The 17,995-nt window shown below is 61.5% G+C and carries 15 protein-coding genes; 11 read left to right on the top strand and 4 right to left on the bottom strand.

Annotation, left to right across the window (positions count from 1 at the left end; translation table 11 throughout):
- From E8A46_RS09585 to E8A46_RS09605, 5 genes are all read left to right on the top strand, one after another.
- On the top strand, positions 1–212 hold a 212-nt coding region (locus E8A46_RS09585; protein WP_291559831.1), incomplete at its 5' end, for a sigma factor-like helix-turn-helix DNA-binding protein.
- Positions 209–985 carry an anti-sigma factor gene (locus E8A46_RS09590; RefSeq protein ID WP_291559833.1) on the top strand — a complete coding sequence of 259 codons (777 nt, stop codon included), beginning with the start codon at positions 209–211 and terminating at the stop codon, positions 983–985. The genes E8A46_RS09585 and E8A46_RS09590, both read left to right, overlap by 4 nt.
- A 151-nt stretch (positions 986–1,136) precedes the next feature.
- Positions 1,137–2,498, top strand: coding sequence for a cytochrome c (locus E8A46_RS09595; protein WP_291559835.1), 1,362 nt, complete (start codon positions 1,137–1,139; stop codon positions 2,496–2,498).
- Positions 2,495–3,004, top strand: coding sequence for a (2Fe-2S)-binding protein (locus E8A46_RS09600; protein WP_291559837.1), 510 nt, complete (start codon positions 2,495–2,497; stop codon positions 3,002–3,004). The genes E8A46_RS09595 and E8A46_RS09600 overlap by 4 nt, the downstream gene beginning before the upstream one ends.
- Positions 3,001–5,241: a molybdopterin cofactor-binding domain-containing protein gene (locus E8A46_RS09605; RefSeq protein ID WP_291559839.1), complete on the top strand. Its 2,241-nt coding sequence runs from the start codon at positions 3,001–3,003 to the stop codon at positions 5,239–5,241. The genes E8A46_RS09600 and E8A46_RS09605 overlap by 4 nt, the downstream gene beginning before the upstream one ends.
- A gap of 113 nt (positions 5,242–5,354) precedes the next feature.
- On the opposite strand, the gene E8A46_RS09610 is transcribed toward E8A46_RS09605, so the two are convergent.
- From E8A46_RS09610 to E8A46_RS09625, 4 genes are all read right to left on the bottom strand, one after another.
- The gene (locus E8A46_RS09610; RefSeq protein WP_291559960.1) at positions 5,355–6,389 is read right to left on the bottom strand and encodes a 5-methyltetrahydropteroyltriglutamate--homocysteine methyltransferase; all 1,035 of its coding nucleotides are present in this window, start codon (positions 6,387–6,389) and stop codon (positions 5,355–5,357) included.
- 134 nt (positions 6,390–6,523) lie between these two features.
- Positions 6,524–7,156 (bottom strand): HAD-IA family hydrolase, encoded by a 633-nt coding sequence (locus E8A46_RS09615; protein WP_291559841.1) that lies wholly within the window; start codon positions 7,154–7,156, stop codon positions 6,524–6,526.
- Between the two features lie 99 nt (positions 7,157–7,255).
- Positions 7,256–8,185 (bottom strand): response regulator transcription factor, encoded by a 930-nt coding sequence (locus E8A46_RS09620; RefSeq protein WP_291559843.1) that lies wholly within the window; start codon positions 8,183–8,185, stop codon positions 7,256–7,258.
- Positions 8,175–11,546 carry an ATP-binding protein gene (locus tag E8A46_RS09625; RefSeq protein WP_291559845.1) on the bottom strand — a complete coding sequence of 1,124 codons (3,372 nt, stop codon included), beginning with the start codon at positions 11,544–11,546 and terminating at the stop codon, positions 8,175–8,177. The genes E8A46_RS09620 and E8A46_RS09625 overlap by 11 nt, the downstream gene beginning before the upstream one ends.
- A gap of 156 nt (positions 11,547–11,702) precedes the next feature.
- On the opposite strand from E8A46_RS09625, the gene urtA reads away from it, so the two are divergent.
- From urtA to fmdA, 6 genes are all read left to right on the top strand, one after another.
- The gene (gene urtA / locus E8A46_RS09630; protein ID WP_291559847.1) at positions 11,703–12,962 is read left to right on the top strand and encodes an urea ABC transporter substrate-binding protein; all 1,260 of its coding nucleotides are present in this window, start codon (positions 11,703–11,705) and stop codon (positions 12,960–12,962) included.
- A gap of 130 nt (positions 12,963–13,092) precedes the next feature.
- On the top strand, positions 13,093–14,019 hold the full coding sequence (urtB, locus tag E8A46_RS09635) for an urea ABC transporter permease subunit UrtB (protein WP_291559849.1): 927 nt from the start codon (positions 13,093–13,095) through the stop codon (positions 14,017–14,019).
- 21 nt (positions 14,020–14,040) lie between these two features.
- Positions 14,041–15,195 (top strand): urea ABC transporter permease subunit UrtC, encoded by a 1,155-nt coding sequence (gene urtC, locus E8A46_RS09640; protein ID WP_291559851.1) that lies wholly within the window; start codon positions 14,041–14,043, stop codon positions 15,193–15,195.
- A 10-nt stretch (positions 15,196–15,205) separates the two neighbouring features.
- A complete protein-coding gene (urtD, locus tag E8A46_RS09645; protein ID WP_291559853.1) occupies positions 15,206–15,961 on the top strand; it encodes an urea ABC transporter ATP-binding protein UrtD in 756 nt (251 codons plus the stop codon).
- Positions 15,962–16,032: 71 nt separating this feature from the next.
- Positions 16,033–16,722, top strand: coding sequence for an urea ABC transporter ATP-binding subunit UrtE (gene urtE, locus E8A46_RS09650; RefSeq protein WP_291559855.1), 690 nt, complete (start codon positions 16,033–16,035; stop codon positions 16,720–16,722).
- A 34-nt stretch (positions 16,723–16,756) separates the two neighbouring features.
- On the top strand, positions 16,757–17,986 hold the full coding sequence (fmdA, locus tag E8A46_RS09655; RefSeq protein ID WP_291559858.1) for a formamidase: 1,230 nt from the start codon (positions 16,757–16,759) through the stop codon (positions 17,984–17,986).
- Positions 17,987–17,995 lie beyond the last annotated feature (9 nt).

Here is a 17,995-nt window from a genome sequence, read left to right on the forward strand (position 1 = left end):
TAGCCGTTTTCAAGGCCGACGCCGAGCAGGTTCAGAAAGCCCTGGCGCAGTTGCCGGTGCAATTTCGCGAAGTCATCGTTTTGCGGGAAATAAACCAGATGAACTATCGCGATATTGCCGAGGTCACCAATGTTCCGATCGGGACGGTCATGTCCCGTCTGTCCCGGGGCAGGCAGCTTCTGACGGCCCTTCTGGGAGATCGAAAGCAATGACGGTTGCATCCTCGAGAGACAGCGACGAATTGCAGTTGAACGCTTATTGCGATGGCGAACTCGATCCGGTTTCCGCGAACCGGTTCGAGCGCCGGTTGGCCAGTGACCAGTCCCTGAAGGCCCGATATGACCGGCTGGTGTCGTTGCGACAGGCCGTTCGTTCGCTTCCGCAACTTGACATGCCCCCCGGGCTGCAAGCCCGCATTCAGTCGAGACTGGACGCGGAGCGCCCGAGCCCGGTCAGGGTTCTGCGTCAACGAAGCCGGTCATTTCAGGCCTTGGCGGCGGCAGCGGTGTTCGGCGCGGTGATCTCAAGTTCCGCCATGATGACGATTGAGCGCTACAGTCAACGCGAGGAGGTTGCGAGGGAAGTGGTTGCCGGCCATATCCGGAGTTTACTGGCGCCTCAACCCTTCGATATTGCGTCTTCCGACCGCCATACGGTCAAGCCCTGGTTCACGGCCCGCCTGCCGGAATCGCCGCAGGTGCCTGACCTCACGGCGCAAGGCTTTGCGCTGTTGGGGGGCAGGGTGGATGTCATCGGCCATGATCCCGTTGCCACGATCGTCTACAAGCATGCGGCGCATACGGTCAGCCTGACGACGCTGCGGCCCGGTCAATCGGTCTCGGAGCAGATGATTGCCGGATACAATGTCCGGAGCTGGAGCGATGCGCATTTCACCTATGTTGCGGTTTCGGATTTGCCGAGCCCGGATCTGGCAACGTTCGAGCGGGTATTCTCAGCCGCAGCGCCGGCGCCCGAAATCAAATAGCGGTGATCCCGAGACGGGCTTTTCCCGGTTGAATGTCCTGACCTGTCGACCGGCCCGCCCACCATGAAACCGGACTCAGGCTCGGGGTGGCGCACTGGCCGTGGATTTGTGCTAGCAATATCCCCAACAGCAACAAGAGCTGATGGGACGGATGCCAAAGCCACGAACTACCGCCGGCATTATCGCGGCGCTCTTGATCGGCGGCGCGGTCGCGGTCTTTGCGGTCGTGTGGCGACCGGCGATATCGGCGACTGAACCGCCGGCGCCGCAGTCGTTCGACGCAAACCTCGTCAAACGGGGTCGTGATCTCGCAGCGATCGGCAATTGCAACGATTGCCATACCGTGCGAGGCGGCAAAGCCTTTGCCGGCGGCCTTCCGGTGCCGACGCCGTTCGGCACGATCTATTCGTCGAACATCACCCCGGATCCGGAAACCGGCATCGGCCGGTGGTCGGAGGCGGCGTTCCTGCGGGCAATGCGCTCCGGGGTTGATCGCGCCGGCCGGCACCTCTACCCGACTTTCCCCTACGACCACTTCATCAATGTCAGCGACGAAGACGACCGCGCGCTGTATGCGTTTCTGATGACGCGGCCGGCGGTCCACGCTCCCGCCCACGCCAACGATCTCGCCTTTCCGCTCAACCAGCGCTTTGTGGTTGCGGGCTGGAAATTGTTGTTCCTCCGGCACGGAACTTACCAGCAGGATGCGGCGCAAGGCGCGGAATGGAATCGCGGCGCCTATCTGGTCGAAGGCTTGGCGCATTGCGGCGCGTGCCACACGCCGCGCAATGCCCTGGGCGCGGAGCGGGCGAGCGCCTCATTTTCCGGAGGCGACGTCGATAACTGGCATGCTTATGCGATCAACGCGCGTTCGCCTGCGCCGGTGCCCTGGGACACCGACGCGCTGTTCCGCTATCTTCGTCAGGGTTGGCATCCCGATCATGGCGTCGCGCGTGGACCGATGGCCGAGGTTGTCAGCAACCTGTCGTCGGTGCCGGAGAGCGATGTGCATGCCATCGCGGCCTATATGGCGAGCGTGTTCGGCCCACCTACGCAGGATCACCTCCGCCAGGCCAGCGATGTCCGGGCGCAGATCAAATCTCCCCCGCTTGAATTGTCGCCGACCCACGCGGCCGGTGCGTCGATCTATTCCGCGGCCTGCGCGAGCTGTCATGAAACCGGCAGACCGCTGCCCTATGGCGGGGTCAATCTCGGTCTCAGTACCGCCCTCAGCGCTCCCGATCCACGCAACGCCGCCAACATTGTTCTCTCCGGTATCCGCCCCGTGGAGGGAGAGCGCAGCCCGATCATGCCGGGATTTGCCAGCAGCATGACCGACCAGCAGGTTGCGGCGCTGCTGGACTATCTGCGCTCCCGCTTCAGCAACCAACCGCCGTGGAACGGCGTTGAAAAAGCCGTCCAGGATGCCAGGCTCACGCAGACCGTGTTTGTCCAGACCTCTGCGGGGCCGCAAAACGCTCCCGCCGATCCCACGCAGCGAGACAAGCCATGATGACATTGAAGGTCAATGGTCACGATCACCAGATCGATGCGGACCCCGATACGCCCCTGCTTTATGTCCTGCGCGACGACATCAAGCTCAATGCCGCCAAATTCGGCTGCGGGCTCGGGCAATGCGGTGCGTGCACCGTCATCGTCGACGGCAAGGCGGTGTTGTCCTGCGTGACGCCGCTGCTTCTGCTTGAGGGCAAGCAGGTGACGACGCTTGAAGGTTTAGGCACGATCGACGCGCCCGCGCCGATCCAGCGCGCCTTCATGGAAGAGCAGGCGGCGCAATGCGGTTACTGCATTGCCGGAATGATGATGCGGGCGCAGGCGTTGCTGCAGAAAAATCCCAAGCCGACCGACGCGCAGATCAGGGCCGAACTGGAGCCGCATCTCTGCCGCTGTGGCACCCATATGCGCATCCTGCGCGCGGTGCACCGGGCCGCGAGGCTGATGGATACCGCCGAATTGTCATCGACCACCCAGGCAATCGTACATGGGAGCGCGCCATGAACGTCCCTGTGATTCTCGACCGCCGCAGCGTGCTCGCGGGCGCCGGCGCGCTGATCGTCAGCTTCTCGATGTCGGAGGCCTTCGCGCAGGATCAAACCCCTCCCGCCGCCGCCCCGCCCCATCCGCCAAGCCTTCCTGGCAGCCTGAAGGACGCGCCGTTGCTGGATTCCTGGGTCCGCATCGATGCCGACGGCAGCATCACGGTATTCACCGGCAAGGCCGAACTCGGCCAGGGTTTCAAGACCGCATTCCAGCAGATCGCCGCCGAAGAACTCGACGTTCCCTTTGCCTCGCTGAAGGTCATCACCGCCGATACGGGTCTCACCGCCGATGAAGGCTACACGTCCGGCAGCCAATCCACGCAATACAGCGGCACCGCGATCCAGAACGCCGCCGCGCAGGTCCGCGAGCTTCTGGTCGCGGAAGCCGCGCGGCGGCTCAATCTGCCGGTGGAGAATTTCCGAACCGAAAGCGGCGCGGTGATCGCGCCGGACGGCCAGCGCTTCGGCTATGGCGATCTGGTCGCAGACGATATGCTGCATGTACAGGCGCAACCAAAATCGAAGCTGAAGAATCCGGCGACCTACAAGGTGATGGGGCAGCCGGTGCCGCGCGTCGACATTCCGGCCAAGGTGACGGGCGGCGAGGCCTATGTCCAGGACATGCGGCTGCCCGGCATGGTGCATGCCCGCATCGTGCGACCGCCGAGCTATGGCGCCGAACTGACGGAGTGCGACACGTCGGCGGTCGAAAAACTGCCCGGTTTCGTCAAGGTCGTCCGTGACGGCAATTTTCTGGCCGTTGTCGCCCAAAAGGAATTCCAGGCGATCAAGGCTATGAAGCTGTTGTCGGCGGCGGCGAAATGGAAGGAGAAGCCGAGCCTGCCGAAGCAGGACGACCTGCTTCGCGTCCTCACCGGCCTGAAGTCGAACGATTCGACCATCTTCCAGCAGAGCAATCCGTCCGCTACCGGCCAAAAGACCATTGAGGCCATCTATACGCGCCCCTATCAAGCACACGGTTCGATCGGACCGTCCTGTGCGATCGCGCAACTCGTCGACGGCGCGATGACGGTGTGGACGCATACCCAAGGTGTCTATCCCGATCGCCAGGGCATCGCCGAGATGCTGAAAGTCCCACCGGCGAGCGTCCGGCTTATCCATGTCGAAGGCTCCGGCTGTTACGGCCATAATGGCGCCGACGATGCGGCGGCGGATGCCGCGTTGATTGCGCGTGCGCTGCCGGGCATGCCGGTTCGGGTGCAATGGAGCCGCGAGCAGGAGCATGCCTGGGAGCCGTTCGGACCGGCGATGGTCACGAAGCTGAAGGCGTCGCTCGACGGCAACGGCAAGATTGCCGACTGGAATTTCGATGTCTGGACCAACACCCACTCGATGCGGCCCGGCGGCGCCGGGTCGATGCTGGCGGCCCAGCACATGGCGCAGCCATTTGCGGTGCCGGAGCCGAAGCCGATTCCGTTGCCGGCAGGCGGCGGCGACCGCAACGCGATCCCGATCTACAAATTTCCCAATGCGCAGGTGGTGCACCACTTCATCCCGGCCATGCCGGTTCGGGTCTCCGCGATGCGGGCGCTCGGCGCCTATCACAACGTATTTTCTATCGAAAGTTTTATGGACGAACTTGCGAGCGCCGCCGCTGCCGACCCGGTCGAGTTCAGGCTGAAGCATCTGGAGGATCAGCGCGGCCGCGATGTGATCGAGAAGGCTGCCCAGGGTTTCGGGTGGCGGAAAGGCCAGAAAGCGCCGCCGGATCGCGGCTTCGGCTTCGCCTTTGCGCGCTACAAGAGTCTGGCGGCCTATTGCGCCATTGCGACCGAGGTGGAAGTTAACCGGGAGACCGGGCGGCCGCGTCTGGTACGCGCGGTGGCAGCGGTCGACAGTGGTCAGGTGGTCAACCCGGACGGGTTGATCAACCAGATTGAAGGCGCGATTCTGCAGTCGATGAGCTGGACGCTCTACGAGGCCGTCACCTTCGACGATACCAGAATCACCAGCATCGACTGGCAGACCTATCCGATCCTGCGGTTCAATTCGGTGCCGGAAAATATCGAGGTGCATATCATCAACCGGCCAGGCCTGCCCTTCCTGGGCAGCGGCGAAACCGGGCAGGGCCCGGCTGCGGCATCGATCGCCAACGCCATTGCCGACGCCACGGGAAAGCGGCTGCGCGATCTGCCGCTGACGCGGAAGAAGATCAAGGACGCGATCGACGCCTAGGTCCGCGCGCTCTTGCGCCCTTTCCGTTTCGATTTAATCGAAACGGGGCTCCAGATTCCTGATCTGACGCGTTGTCTTGACGCGAACCGATCGCCACTTCGCTTGAAAACGCTCTAGCTGATTTCCTTGCGCACGATGGCCGCCGCGTCGCACATCGCCTTGAGCTTTCCGAACGCGATATGGCGCGGCATGTATTTCATGCCGCAATCCGGCGCCGGGATCAGCCGGTTGGCGTTAACATATTTGAGGCCGTGCCGAATGCGGTTGGCGATCACAGAGGCAGTCTCGATGTTCGGGTCGCCGAGGTCGATCACGCCGAGCATGATGGTCTTGGATGACAGGTCGGCGAGGACGCCAAGATCGAGCCTGGGTTGGGCTGCCTCGATCGAAATTTGCTCGGCGGTGGAATCCGCCAGTTCAGCCAGGAACGAATAGCCGGTCGGCTTGGTCTCGCCGGGAACGACGGCGGCATAGCCGAAGCAGACATGGACGGCCGTAGGCACCGTGATGCCTTGCAGCGCCCGGTTGATCGCCTTCACGGCATAGCGTTTGGCGGCCGCGGGATCTTGGCGCACCCACGGCTCGTCGAGCTGGATGACGTCGGCGCCAGCCTTCTGCAATTCCAGCGCCTCGGCGTTGACGGCGGCGGCCAGGGCCATCGCCAGCTCTTCATCGTCCTTGTAGAACTCGTTTTTGGCCTGCTGGCTCATGGTGAAGGGGCCGGGCAGGGTGATCTTCGCGGCATGATCGGTATTGCGGCGAAGGAACTCCATGTCACGCAATTCGACTGGACCTTTGCGGCTTATTTTCCCGACAATGCGGGGTACCGGCGTCTTCTGGCCCGAACGCGAGACGATCATAGCGGGATTTTCGATATCGATTCCCTCCAGCGCCGTCGCGAAGCGATTGGAGTAGCTCTCGCGCCTGATTTCGCCGTCGGTCACGATGTCGATGCCGGCGCGCTCGAGGTCGCGGATCGCGACGACCGTCGCGTCATCCTGAGCCTGCTCAAGATAGGCTTGAGGGATGCGCCAGATCTCGGTCATGCGGGTGCGGGGCACCGATTTGGACAGCATCTCGCGATCCACCAGCCAATCGGGCTGCGGATAGCTTCCAACGACGGTCGTCGGCAATAGATGTTTGGGCAGTGGCAATTTTTCGGCTCCCCGGCGGCAAGACGGGCCGTTCCGTTATTGGATTGTATTGGTATTGGACAAAACCTTGTCAGTCCAGAACCGGCCCGGCCTAAAATCGTTGGCCGGTCGAAGATCGAGTTCAGCACCTACCGCAGCGACAGCCCGGTCGCCGCCTCCAGCTCGGCGAGGGCCTGCGGCGCGTTGAGCACCTTGATCGTGGTCATGCCCATTTCGCGCGCCGGTTTCAGGTTGACACCGAGATCGTCGAGATAGACGCAGCCTTTCGGATTGACACCGAGCGCAGCCACCATCATCTGATAGATGCGCGGGTCGGGCTTCCTCAAGCCGATTTTGGCCGACTCGATGACATGGTCGAACAGTGCCATCACTTCTCCGACGTAAAGCGTTCGGCCGCTCACGCTGCCGATGGCGTTCGCGGGAAGGTTATTGGTAATGCAGCCGGTCTTGAGCGTGGTCTTTACCCGCTTCAGCGCTTCCACCATCTCCGGTCGCAGATCCCCGAAAAGCAGCGGCAGCACGTCCCGGCCTCGAACCTCAGCTCCCAAGGCAAGCGATTCAGCCGCGAACAGCCGATCGAACGCTTCAATGTCCACCTCGGCCCGCTCGAATTTCGCCCAGGCATTCTCCAGATGATTGGCGGCATTGGTGCGCCGGATGATATCGGCGGGCAGCCCGCGCTCGGTCTCAAAGCGGGCGAACGCCTCAAACGGCGATGACGTGAGCACGCCGCCAAAATCCCAGATCACTGCTTCGAACATCAATTGCCTGCCATGCGCGCCAGTTTGCAAGCGGCTAACACGATGCAACGGTCTGCGCCAGCCCCGCGTCAGAACGGTCGAACGATGCGGGTTCGGGAATTACGAGTTGCGCCGGCCGGTGCTGGTCGCGATGGCCGCGGCCGCGGTGCGGTTTTCGACGCCGAGCTTGGCGTAAATTTGCTCAAGATGTTTGTCCACCGTCCTGGGGCTGAGGCCGAGAATCTGGGCGATGTCGCGGTTGGTTTTTCCTTTGCTCAGCCACGACAGCACCTCTCCCTCACGGGTGGTCAATCCGAGTTCGCTGGAGAATTCCGCGGGCGTGTCGGTGCCTGCATCCTTTGCCAGCCGCAGCAGGAATTCATTCGGCCCGAGTTTTCCCATATATTGCAGCCGAAGCTGCTCATTTTCCGGAAATGACGCCATGGCCTGGGTCCTGGGTCCGGCTTTGCCCTTCTGGGCCTGCTCGAGCCATTGCAGCATGGGGTCGGGTAGCACGAATTCGTCATCCGCGGAGCCCGACAGATTCTCCGACAGCAACTTCTGCGCCTGCGGCGTCGCCCACACGATCGTGCCTTGCCGGCTGACGGCGAGCAAAAAGCGGCCGGATACGTCAAGCGCCGCGCGGGCGCTCTGGGTCAGTCGGGCGTTGGCAAGATGAACGCGGATCCGCGCCAGCATTTCTTCGATGACGATCGGCTTGGTGACATAATCGACGCCACCGGCTTCCAGCCCGCTGACGATGTGCTCGGTCTCGGCCAACCCGGTCATGAAAATGACCGGCACATTGCTCAAGCCGGCATCGCGCTTGAGGCGCCGGCATGTTTCAAAGCCGTCCATGCCAGGCATGACGGCGTCGAGCAGAATGATGTCGGGCGTGATCTGGTCGACAATTCGCATGGCGGCCGCGCCGTCCATCGCAACCATGACGGTCATGCCGGCATTATCAAGGGCATCGGTGAGCAGGCGCAGCGTTTCCGGCGAGTCGTCGACGACCAGTACGACGTCGCGCTTTTTGGGTTCAGTGATCATAGCTGTGCAGCGTCTTCAAGGTGGCCATGTACTGATCGAGGTCGAAGCGATCGATCAGGGAATGCATCTGCGATACGAAGCCGGCATGCTCGGGATAGTCGGTCCCTATTTCGTCGAGCTTGACCTGAATCGCCCGAATATATCCCAGCTGCCCAAGGCTGATCAGTTCCTCGACATGCCTCAGCGGCGGCCGCGAGCCGCTGTCCGGCTTCCAGTGCGGAACGGCGGCCTGATAGGTTTCATACTGCCATTCGATCTTGAGGAGCTGGCGGATTGATTCCAATAACCTTGGAATATCGATTGGCTTCATCAGATAGCCGTCGTGAAAGGGCCGCGCCAGCGGCGCGCCGTGCGCTTCCAATGCGCTGGCCGAAACCATCAGGATACGGGCCTGATGGTGACCGGTCGAACGCAGCGTCTCCGCCACCGTCCATCCATCCATGCCCGACATCGAGATGTCCAGCAGGAACAGGTCCGGTCGGCAATGCTGGGCAAGCGCGAGACAACCAGCGCCATCCGGCGCGCTGAGCAGGATAAAGCCAAGCGGTGTAAGCACTTCGCGCAGCAGATCGAGCTGGACGGGATCATCGTCGGTGATCAGGATCGTCTTGCGCGGGCCGTGATAGCCGAACACCGGCGCGTCGACGGGCGCGATCCGCGTCGGGTTCGTCACTTCCGACAGCAGGATTTTCATCCGGAAGCTGCTGCCGACGCCAACGGTGCTGGTAACCCGAATGTCGCCGCCCATCACGCCCGCGAGCAACCGGCTGATGGTGAGCCCGAGACCGGTCCCGGTCTGCGGCTGCGAGACGCCCAGCGCTCCGCGCTCGAACGGTGCGAAGATGCGCTCAAGGTCGGATGCCTGAATTCCAGGGCCGGTGTCGATCACTTCGAATTCGGCGACGGGGCTGCGATAGTGAACGACGAACTGCACGCTGCCGGCCTGGGTGAACTTGATGGCGTTCGACAACAGGTTGATCAGGACCTGGCGTAGCCGCTTTTCGTCGGCGAAGACCACGACCGGCAGCACTGCCGGCCGCTTGAACACGAAATCGATGCCCTTGGCGGCGGCCTGCAGGCGAAACATGCCGACCAGCTGTTCGAGGAATTCGCCGAGGCGAACTTCGTCCCGCGACAGATAGAGCCGGCCGGCTTCGATCTTTGAGATATCGAGAATGCCGTCGATCAGCCCGGACAGGTGATCGGCGCTGCGGCGGACCACGCGAACCTGATCTCGCGGCTTGGCGCTCAGGCTAGCGTCCTGCTCCAGCAATTGCGCGTAGCCGGAGATCGCATTCAATGGCGAACGCAATTCATGGCTTAACCCGACCACATACCGGCTCTTCGCGAGGTTGGCGGACTCCGCGACCTCCTTGGCGCGCTGCAATTCGGCGTCGGTGCGCTTGTGGGCGTCGATCTCCTGAATCAGGAGCGCGGTCTGTCGCCTGGTTTCCGCTTCCGCCGCGCGCCGGCTCTGCTGTGCAAGGACGAACAGCCACGCAACGACACCGATAATGATGGTCAGTGCGAAGAATACCTTCCAGAGAACGTCGGATAGCTGCTGACTATCGGCTTGAACAGCCGCGGACGTCTGCAGATAGATCAGGCCGAGCGTCAGTCCGACCAGCCCGGCGGAAATCGCAAAGACGCCGAGATAATGTCCGAGCTGCGAATTGATCCGCGCATAAATCGGCTGCGGCAGCAATTTGCCGAGGGTCTCGGAGACCTGCGCCTGAATCCGCGCGTGCGGCTTGCAGAGATCGTGGCAGCGCGCGTCAAGCGAACAGCATAGCGAGCAGATCGGTCCGGCATAGGCAGGGCAGGCCGCCATGTCCTCGGGCTCGAAGGTATGTTCGCAAATGCAGCACTGGATCGCCTCGACATTCTGCCAGCTGCGCTTGGGCTTTCGCGCGATGTAATATCTGCCGCCGGTAGCGAATGCGATCAGCGGCGCGGTGACGAAGGCGACGATCAGCGCCACAAAGGGCGCCAGCGCTTTTGCCGTCGGTCCGAACAGGCCATAGAACGCGCTGATGGAAACGATGGTGGCGATGGTCATGGCGCCGACGCCGACCGGATTGATGTCGTAGAGATGAGCGCGCTTGAACTCCATGTGTTGCGGGCGCAGGCCGAGCGGCTTGTTGATGACGAGGTCGGAGACCAGCGCGCCGACCCAGGCGATTGCGACGTTTGAATAAAGCGCCAGCGTCTGCTCCAGCGCCTTATAGACGCCGATCTCCATCAGCAGCAACGCGACCAGCACGTTGAACACCAGCCAGACCACGCGGCCGGGATGGCTGTGGGTCAATCGGGAGAAGAAATTCGACCACGCGATCGAACCGGCATAGGCGTTGGTGACGTTGATCTTCAACTGCGAAAGGATCACGAAGGTGCCGGTCAACGCCAGAGCGAGATTCGGCTCCGACAGTACGTAGCGAAAGGCTTCGAGATACATGTGCGCGGGCTCGGCGGCGTGCTCGTTGGTGACCCCGTGGCTGAGCGCAAAGAAGGCCAGGAAGGATCCGGCCAACAGCTTCAGCGCGCCGAGAATGATCCAGCCGGGGCCGGCGCTTAGCAGCGCGATCCACCACGAGGTCTTCGAGGTCCGCCGGTCACGCGGCAGGAAGCGAAGAAAGTCGACCTGCTCGCCAATCTGCGCCACCAGCGAGAACACCACCGAGGCGGCGGTGCCGAACAGCAACAGATCGAGATGGCCCGCGGGGCTGCCGTGCTCGCCGGGAAATTTGGTCCACTCCGCAAAGGAGTGCGGATTGGCGTAGGCGATCGCCGCGAACGGCATGATGTGCAGAACGATCCACAGCGGCTGCGTCCACAGCTGGAAACGGCTGATCAGCGTGATGCCATGGGTGACCAGCGGAATGATGACGACGGCGCTGATGAGATAGCCGAGCGGGCGGGGAATTCCGAAGCACATCTCCAGCGCGGTGGCGAGAATGACGGCTTCGATCGCAAAGAAAATGAACGTGAAAGACGCGTAGATCAGCGAGGTGATGGTCGAGCCGATGTAACCGAAGCCGGCGCCGCGGGTTAACAGATCGATGTCGATGCCGCATTTCGCGGCGTGGTAGGCAATCGGCAGACCGCAGCAGAAAATGATGACGCTGACGACGAGGATGGCGGCCGTTGCGTTGGTGACGCCGTAATTGAGCGTGATGGTGCCGCCGATCGCCTCAAGCGCCAGGAACGAGATGGCGCCGAGCGCCGTATTGGCGACGCGGGCCGCCGACCATCGCCGCGCGCTCTTGGCCGTGAAGCGGAGCGCGTAATCCTCCAGCGTCTGGTTTGCAACCCATTGATTATATTGGCGTCTGACGCGGTCGATCCGCTGCCGCCCTGCCACTTTCCAACTCCCTCACCCCGACTGGAAACCCGGTGACAAAACCTACGTCGCTATTTTGCGGTGCAATATACGCGATCTTGCGTATCTGTGCACTGCACAATTTCAGCAATCCTCGTCTGACCAATAGCGCGTCCTCGAACCAAAAATGGGGTAATCATGTCAGACGACACTAAACAGGGGCTGCAGTCGGCATTTCGCCGCAAGCTGCTGATGGGAATCGCGGCGATACCCGCCCTTACCGTGCTTCCTCGCCCATCTTTTGCACAAGCGCCGGCAACCTCCGCGATCAACACCACGGGTCTCGCGGTTACCGATACTGAAGTCACCGTCGGCATCCTGCATTCGGCCACCGGCACGATGGCGATTTCGGAGACCGGCTCGATCGAAGCCGAGAAGCTTGCGATCGAACAGATCAACGCCGCCGGCGGCATCCTCGGCCGCAAGATCAAGTTCATCCAGGAAGACGGCGCCAGCGATTGGCCCACCTTCGCCGAAAAGGCCAAGAAGCTTCTCGTCAACGACAAGGTCGCGGCGATCATGGGCTGCTGGACCTCGGCGTCGCGCAAGGCGGTGCTCCCGGTCGTCGAACAATACAACGGCATGCTCTACTACCCGACCTTCTACGAAGGTCTCGAGCAGTCCAAGAACGTGATCTACACCGGCCAGGAAGCGACGCAGCAGATACTCGCCGGCCTGAACTGGATCGCCAAGGAGAAGGGCGCGAAATCGTTCTTCTTCGTCGGTTCGGACTACATCTGGCCGCGCACCTCGAACAAGATCGCGCGCAAGCATGTCGAGAACGTGCTGAAGGGCAAAGTCGTCGGCGAAGAATACTACCCGCTCGGCAACACCCAGTTCAATTCGGTGATCAACAAGATCAAGCTGACCAAGCCCGACGTGATCTTTACCGACGTCGTCGGCGGATCCAACGTCGCGTTCTACAAGCAGCTCAAGGCGGCCGGCATCGACCTTTCCAAGCAGCCGCTGCTCACGATCTCGGTGACCGAAGACGAGATCGACGGCATCGGCGGCGAGAACATCGCGGGCGCCTATGCCTGCATGAAGTACTTCCAGTCGCTCGACAATCCCAACAACAAGGCCTTCGTGCCCGCGTTCAAGAAGATGTGGGGCGAGAAGACCGTGATCGGCGACGTGACCCAGGCCGCCTATCTCGGCCCGTGGCTGTGGAAATTAACCGTCGAGAAAGCCGGCAGCTTCGACGTCGACAAGATCGCGGCAGCTTCGCCCGGGGTCGAGTTCAAGGGTGCGCCGGAAGGTTACGTCCGGATTCACGAGAACCATCACCTCTGGTCAAAGACCCGGGTCGGACGTGCGAAGCTCGACGGACAGTTCGAGCTGATCTACGAGACCGCCGACCTGGTCGAGCCCGATCCGTTCCCCAAGGGCTACCAGTAAGAACGCGCGGACTTTATCGCGCTTTCTCCCCAGGCAAAGCCTCTCCCTGGCGTGGATCGTCAATCCACGCTTAAGACCCCCGCGTCGCGAATCCACTTGCGACGCGGGACTTCCCCGACGGAGGACATCGATGTTCGGCGAATACTCGATTGGTGATCTCGGCTCCATCTTCGTGATGCAGGGGTTCGCCGGCCTGATCCTGTTCTCCGTCTACGTGCTGATGGCGCTCGGTCTTGCGATCATCTTCGGCCAGATGGGCGTCATCAACATGGCCCATGGCGAGTTCATGATCCTCGGCGCCTACGTCACCTGGATGACGTCGAATTTCTTCCAGACCTACCTTCCCAATTTATTCAGCGGCTATTTCTTCCTGGCGATGATTCTGGCTTTCATCGCTTCCGGGGCGCTGGGAATGCTGGTGGAATGGGGGCTGATCCGGCATCTCTACCGGCGACCGCTGGATACGCTGCTCGCCACCTGGGGCTTGAGCCTGATCCTGCAGCAGGCCTATCGTTCGATTTTCGGTGCGCGGGAAGTCGGGGTCGAGCTGCCGCAATGGATGCTCGGATCCATGCATGTTACCGACAACATCGAAGTGCCAATCAACGGCGTCTTCGTGATGGGGCTGACGGTGCTGATCACCGTGGCGGTCGCCTACATCATGTACAAGTCGCGCTGGGGCCGCCAGGTCCGCGCCGTGGTGCAAAACCGCGTGATGGCCGGCGCGGTAGGCATCAACACCGAAAAGGTCGACCGCTACACCTTCGCGCTTGGTTGCGGCATCGCCGGAGTTGCCGGCAGCGCCTTCACCATGATCGGCTCGACAGGCCCGACCTCCGGTCAGCTTTACATCGTCGATACGTTCCTGGTGGTGGTGTTCGGCGGCGCGGCAAGTCTGCTCGGCACGATCGCGTCGGCGTTCTCGATCTCCCAGACCCAGTCGACCCTGGAATTCTTCATGTCCGGCTCGATGGCCAAGGTTCTCACGCTGCTCGCCGTTGTCGGAATTCTGATGCTGCGGCCGCAGGGTCTCTTCGCTCTCAAGGTTCGCAAGTAAGCAAGAAAAAGGGCTGAAGCCATGATCGACAATCCGCGCTTTGCCAACCGATCGGAACTTATCGGCATCCTCGTGCTTGCGGTCCTCCTGGTGGTCATTCTGCCGCTCTGCCTCGACGTGTTCCGTCTCAATCTGGTCGCCAAATATCTGACTTACGCATTCGTGGCGCTGGGACTGGTTATCTGCTGGGGTTATGGCGGCATCCTGAGCCTCGGGCAGGGCGTGTTTTTCGGGCTTGGCGGCTACTGCATGGCGATGTTTCTCAAACTGGAGGCTTCCAGTCCCGAGAATACCAAGATCCAGTCCACGCCCGGCATCCCCGATTTCATGGACTGGAATCAGATCACGCAGCTGCCCTTCTTCTGGAAGCCGTTCCACAGTCTCAGCTTCACCATCGCGGCCGTTATCCTGGTGCCGGCATTCTTCGCATTCATCATCGGCGCGGCGATGTTCAAACGCCGCGTCGGTGGCACCTACTTTGCCATCATCACCCAGGCGGTCGCGGCAATTCTCACCATTCTGATCGTCGGCCAGCAGGGCTACACCGGCGGCATCAACGGGATGACGGACCTGCGGACCCTGAAGGGCTGGGACATCCGGCCGGATCACGCCAAGGTCGTGCTTTACTTCTTTGAAGTAGCGTGCCTGTTCGGCTGCATCTTCATCGCGCAATTCATCCGCCACTCCAAGCTCGGACGAATCCTGGTCGCCATGCGCGAAAAGGAAGATCGCGTCAGATTCTCCGGCTACAGCGTTGCGAATTTCAAGATCTTCGCCTTCTGCATCGCCGCCATATTCGCCGCGATCGGCGGCGCCATGTTCGCGCTCAATGTGGGTTTCATGTCGCCGTCCTTTGTCGGCATCGTGCCATCGATCGAAATGGTGATCTATACCGCGGTCGGCGGGCGGCTTTCCATCCTGGGCGCGATTTACGGCACGCTGCTGGTCAATTTCGCCAAGACCAGCCTGTCGGAATCCTTTCCCGAATTGTGGCTGTTTGGACTCGGCGGCCTGTTCATTGCGGTGGTTCTTGCCTTCCCGAACGGTCTGGCCGGGATCTGGGGCGACTACATCCAGCCGCAGCTGAACCGGTTGATGCCGTCGGGCAAATCCGGCTCCGGACCGAAGGCGGGCTGGCACGACAGTTCAGTCGCCGACGGCGCGCCGGCCGAGTGAGGAGATCACCATGCTGATAGGTCACCAGCCCAAACCCTTCCTGCTCTCGGTCGAGGCGCTGACGGTCTCTTTCGACGGCTTCAAGGCAGTCAACGACCTGTCGTTCTATGTCGATGAAAACGAGATCCGCGTCATCATCGGTCCGAATGGCGCCGGCAAGACCACGGTACTCGATCTGATTTGCGGCAAGACCAAAGCGACGTCGGGATCGATCCATTTTCGCGACAAGGACCTCACGAAAATGAAGGAGAACCAGATCGTGCAGGCCGGCGTCGGCCGCAAGTTCCAGACGCCGTCGATCTATGACGATCTGACCGTGTTCGAAAATCTGGAGATATCCTATCCGCGCGGCCGCACGGTGTTTGGCGCGCTGACCTTTACCCGCGACGCCGTGGTGCGCGACCGGGTCGAGGAAGTCGCCGAGATCATCTTCCTCAAGGACCGCCTCAATATGAGTGCCGAGCTGCTCAGCCACGGCCAGAAGCAATGGCTGGAAATCGGCATGTTGCTGATTCAGGACCCCGAACTTCTGATGCTGGACGAGCCGGTGGCCGGCATGAGCGTCAGCGAGCGCGTCAAGACCGCGGAACTGCTCAACCGCATCATCGAGGACCGCTCGGTGCTGGTGATCGAGCACGACATGAAATTCGTCGAGGACATCGCGCACAAGGTCACGGTGCTGCACCAGGGCCAGATCCTGTCGGAAGGCTCGATGGAACACGTCAAGAATGATCCCAAGGTCATCGAAGTCTATCTCGGGCACTAGCGCATGATCCCGGAAAGTGATGTCCGGTTTCCGGACAAGATCATGCGAAACGCAGGACAAGGAGCATCTTGATGCTGGCTATCTCCGATCTGCATGTTGCCTACGGCCAGAGCGAAGTGCTGCACGGCCTCAACGTGTCCGTCGCGCCCAATGAGATCGTGGCGATCATGGGCCGCAACGGCATGGGCAAGACCACGCTGATGAAGTCGTTGATGGGCATCGTGCCGACCAAGAGCGGCTCGGTGAACATGGAAGGTGCCGAACTCAGCAAGCTGAAGAGCTATGAGCGCGTTGCCAAGGGGTTGGCCTATGTGCCGCAGGGCCGCATGATCTTCTCGGCCATGACGGTCAAGGAAAACATCGAGACCGGCCTGGTCGCTTCGGGCGAGAGGGAAGTGCCGGGCGACCTCTACGAATTGTTTCCGGTGCTGCTGGAAATGAAAGGGCGCCGCGGCGGCAACCTTTCGGGCGGACAGCAGCAGCAGCTCGCGATCGCACGCGCGCTGGCGACCAAGCCCAAGGTTTTGCTGCTGGATGAGCCGACCGAGGGCATTCAGCCTTCGATCATCAAGGAGATGGCCCGCACCCTGAAGCGGATTCGCGACACCCGCGGCCTTTCGATCATCGTCTCCGAACAGGTATTGAGCTTCGCGCTCGACGTCGCCGATCGCGTGCTGGTCATCGAGAATGGTGAGATTGTTCGCGACGATCCGCGCGACGGCGTCGATGCCGCGCAGATCTCGAAATACTTGTCCGTCTGATTCCTGACCGAGCTTGTAAACAGGGGAGCTTTAGATGCCAGAGACACTGATCAAGGTTGATCTTTCCAAGTCGGCTTACGACAATGACATGATCCACAACCGCTGGCATCCCGACGTTCCGATCGTCGCCTGGGTCGGCCCGGGGGATGATTTCATCATCGAGACCTATGACTGGACCGGCGGGTTCATCAAGAACAACGACTCGGCGGACGACGTGCGCGATATCGACCTGTCGATTGTGCACTTCCTGTCCGGCCCGATCGGGGTGAAGGGCGCCGAGCCCGGCGATCTCCTGGTGGTCGATCTGCTCGACATCGGTCCGAAGAAGGAAAGCCTGTGGGGTTTCAACGGCTTCTTCTCCAAGAAGAACGGCGGCGGGTTCCTTACCGAGCATTTCCCGTTGGCGCAGAAGTCGATCTGGGACATCAAGGGCCTCTACACCTCGTCGCGCCACGTCCCCGGTGTGAATTTTGCCGGTCTGGTGCATCCCGGCCTGATTGGCTGCTTGCCAGATCCGAAGCTGCTGGCGAAATGGAACGCGCGAGAAAACGCGCTGATCGCCACCAATCCGACGCGCGTGCCGCCGCTTGCCAATCCACCTTTCGCTGCCACCGCTCACGCGGGGCGCGCGAAAGGCGATGCCAAGGCGAAGGTCGCCGCGGAAGGTGCACGGACGGTGCCGCCGAGAGAGCATGGCGGCAACTGCGACATCAAGGACCTGTCGCGCGGCTCGAAGATCTACTTCCCGGTCTATGTGCCGGGCGGCGGACTATCGATGGGCGACCTGCATTTCAGCCAGGGTGACGGCGAGATCACCTTCTGCGGCGCCATCGAGATGGCCGGCTGGCTGCATCTCAAAGTCGATATCATCAAGGATGGCGTCGCCAAATACGGCATCAAGAATCCGATCTTCAAGCCGTCGCCGATCACGCCGAACTACAAGGACTATCTGATTTTCGAAGGTATCTCGGTCGATGAGAAGGGCGAGCAGCATTACCTCGACGTTCATATCGCTTATCGTCAGGCCTGCCTCAACGCGATCGAATACCTCAAGAAGTTCGGCTATTCCGGCGCTCAGGCCTATACGATTCTGGGCGTTGCGCCGGTGCAGGGACATATCAGTGGCGTGGTGGATATCCCGAACGCCTGCGCCACGCTGTATCTGCCGACGGAGATTTTCGATTTCGACATCATGCCGTCGTCGGCCGGGCCCATCAAGCACATCAAGGGCGGTGTCGACGTGTCGCTCTCGCCCGACAAATAGCTCCCTGCG

Origin of the sequence: Bradyrhizobium sp., from assembly GCF_004799445.1 — a bacterium.
Classification (GTDB): Bacteria; Pseudomonadota; Alphaproteobacteria; order Rhizobiales; family Xanthobacteraceae; genus Bradyrhizobium.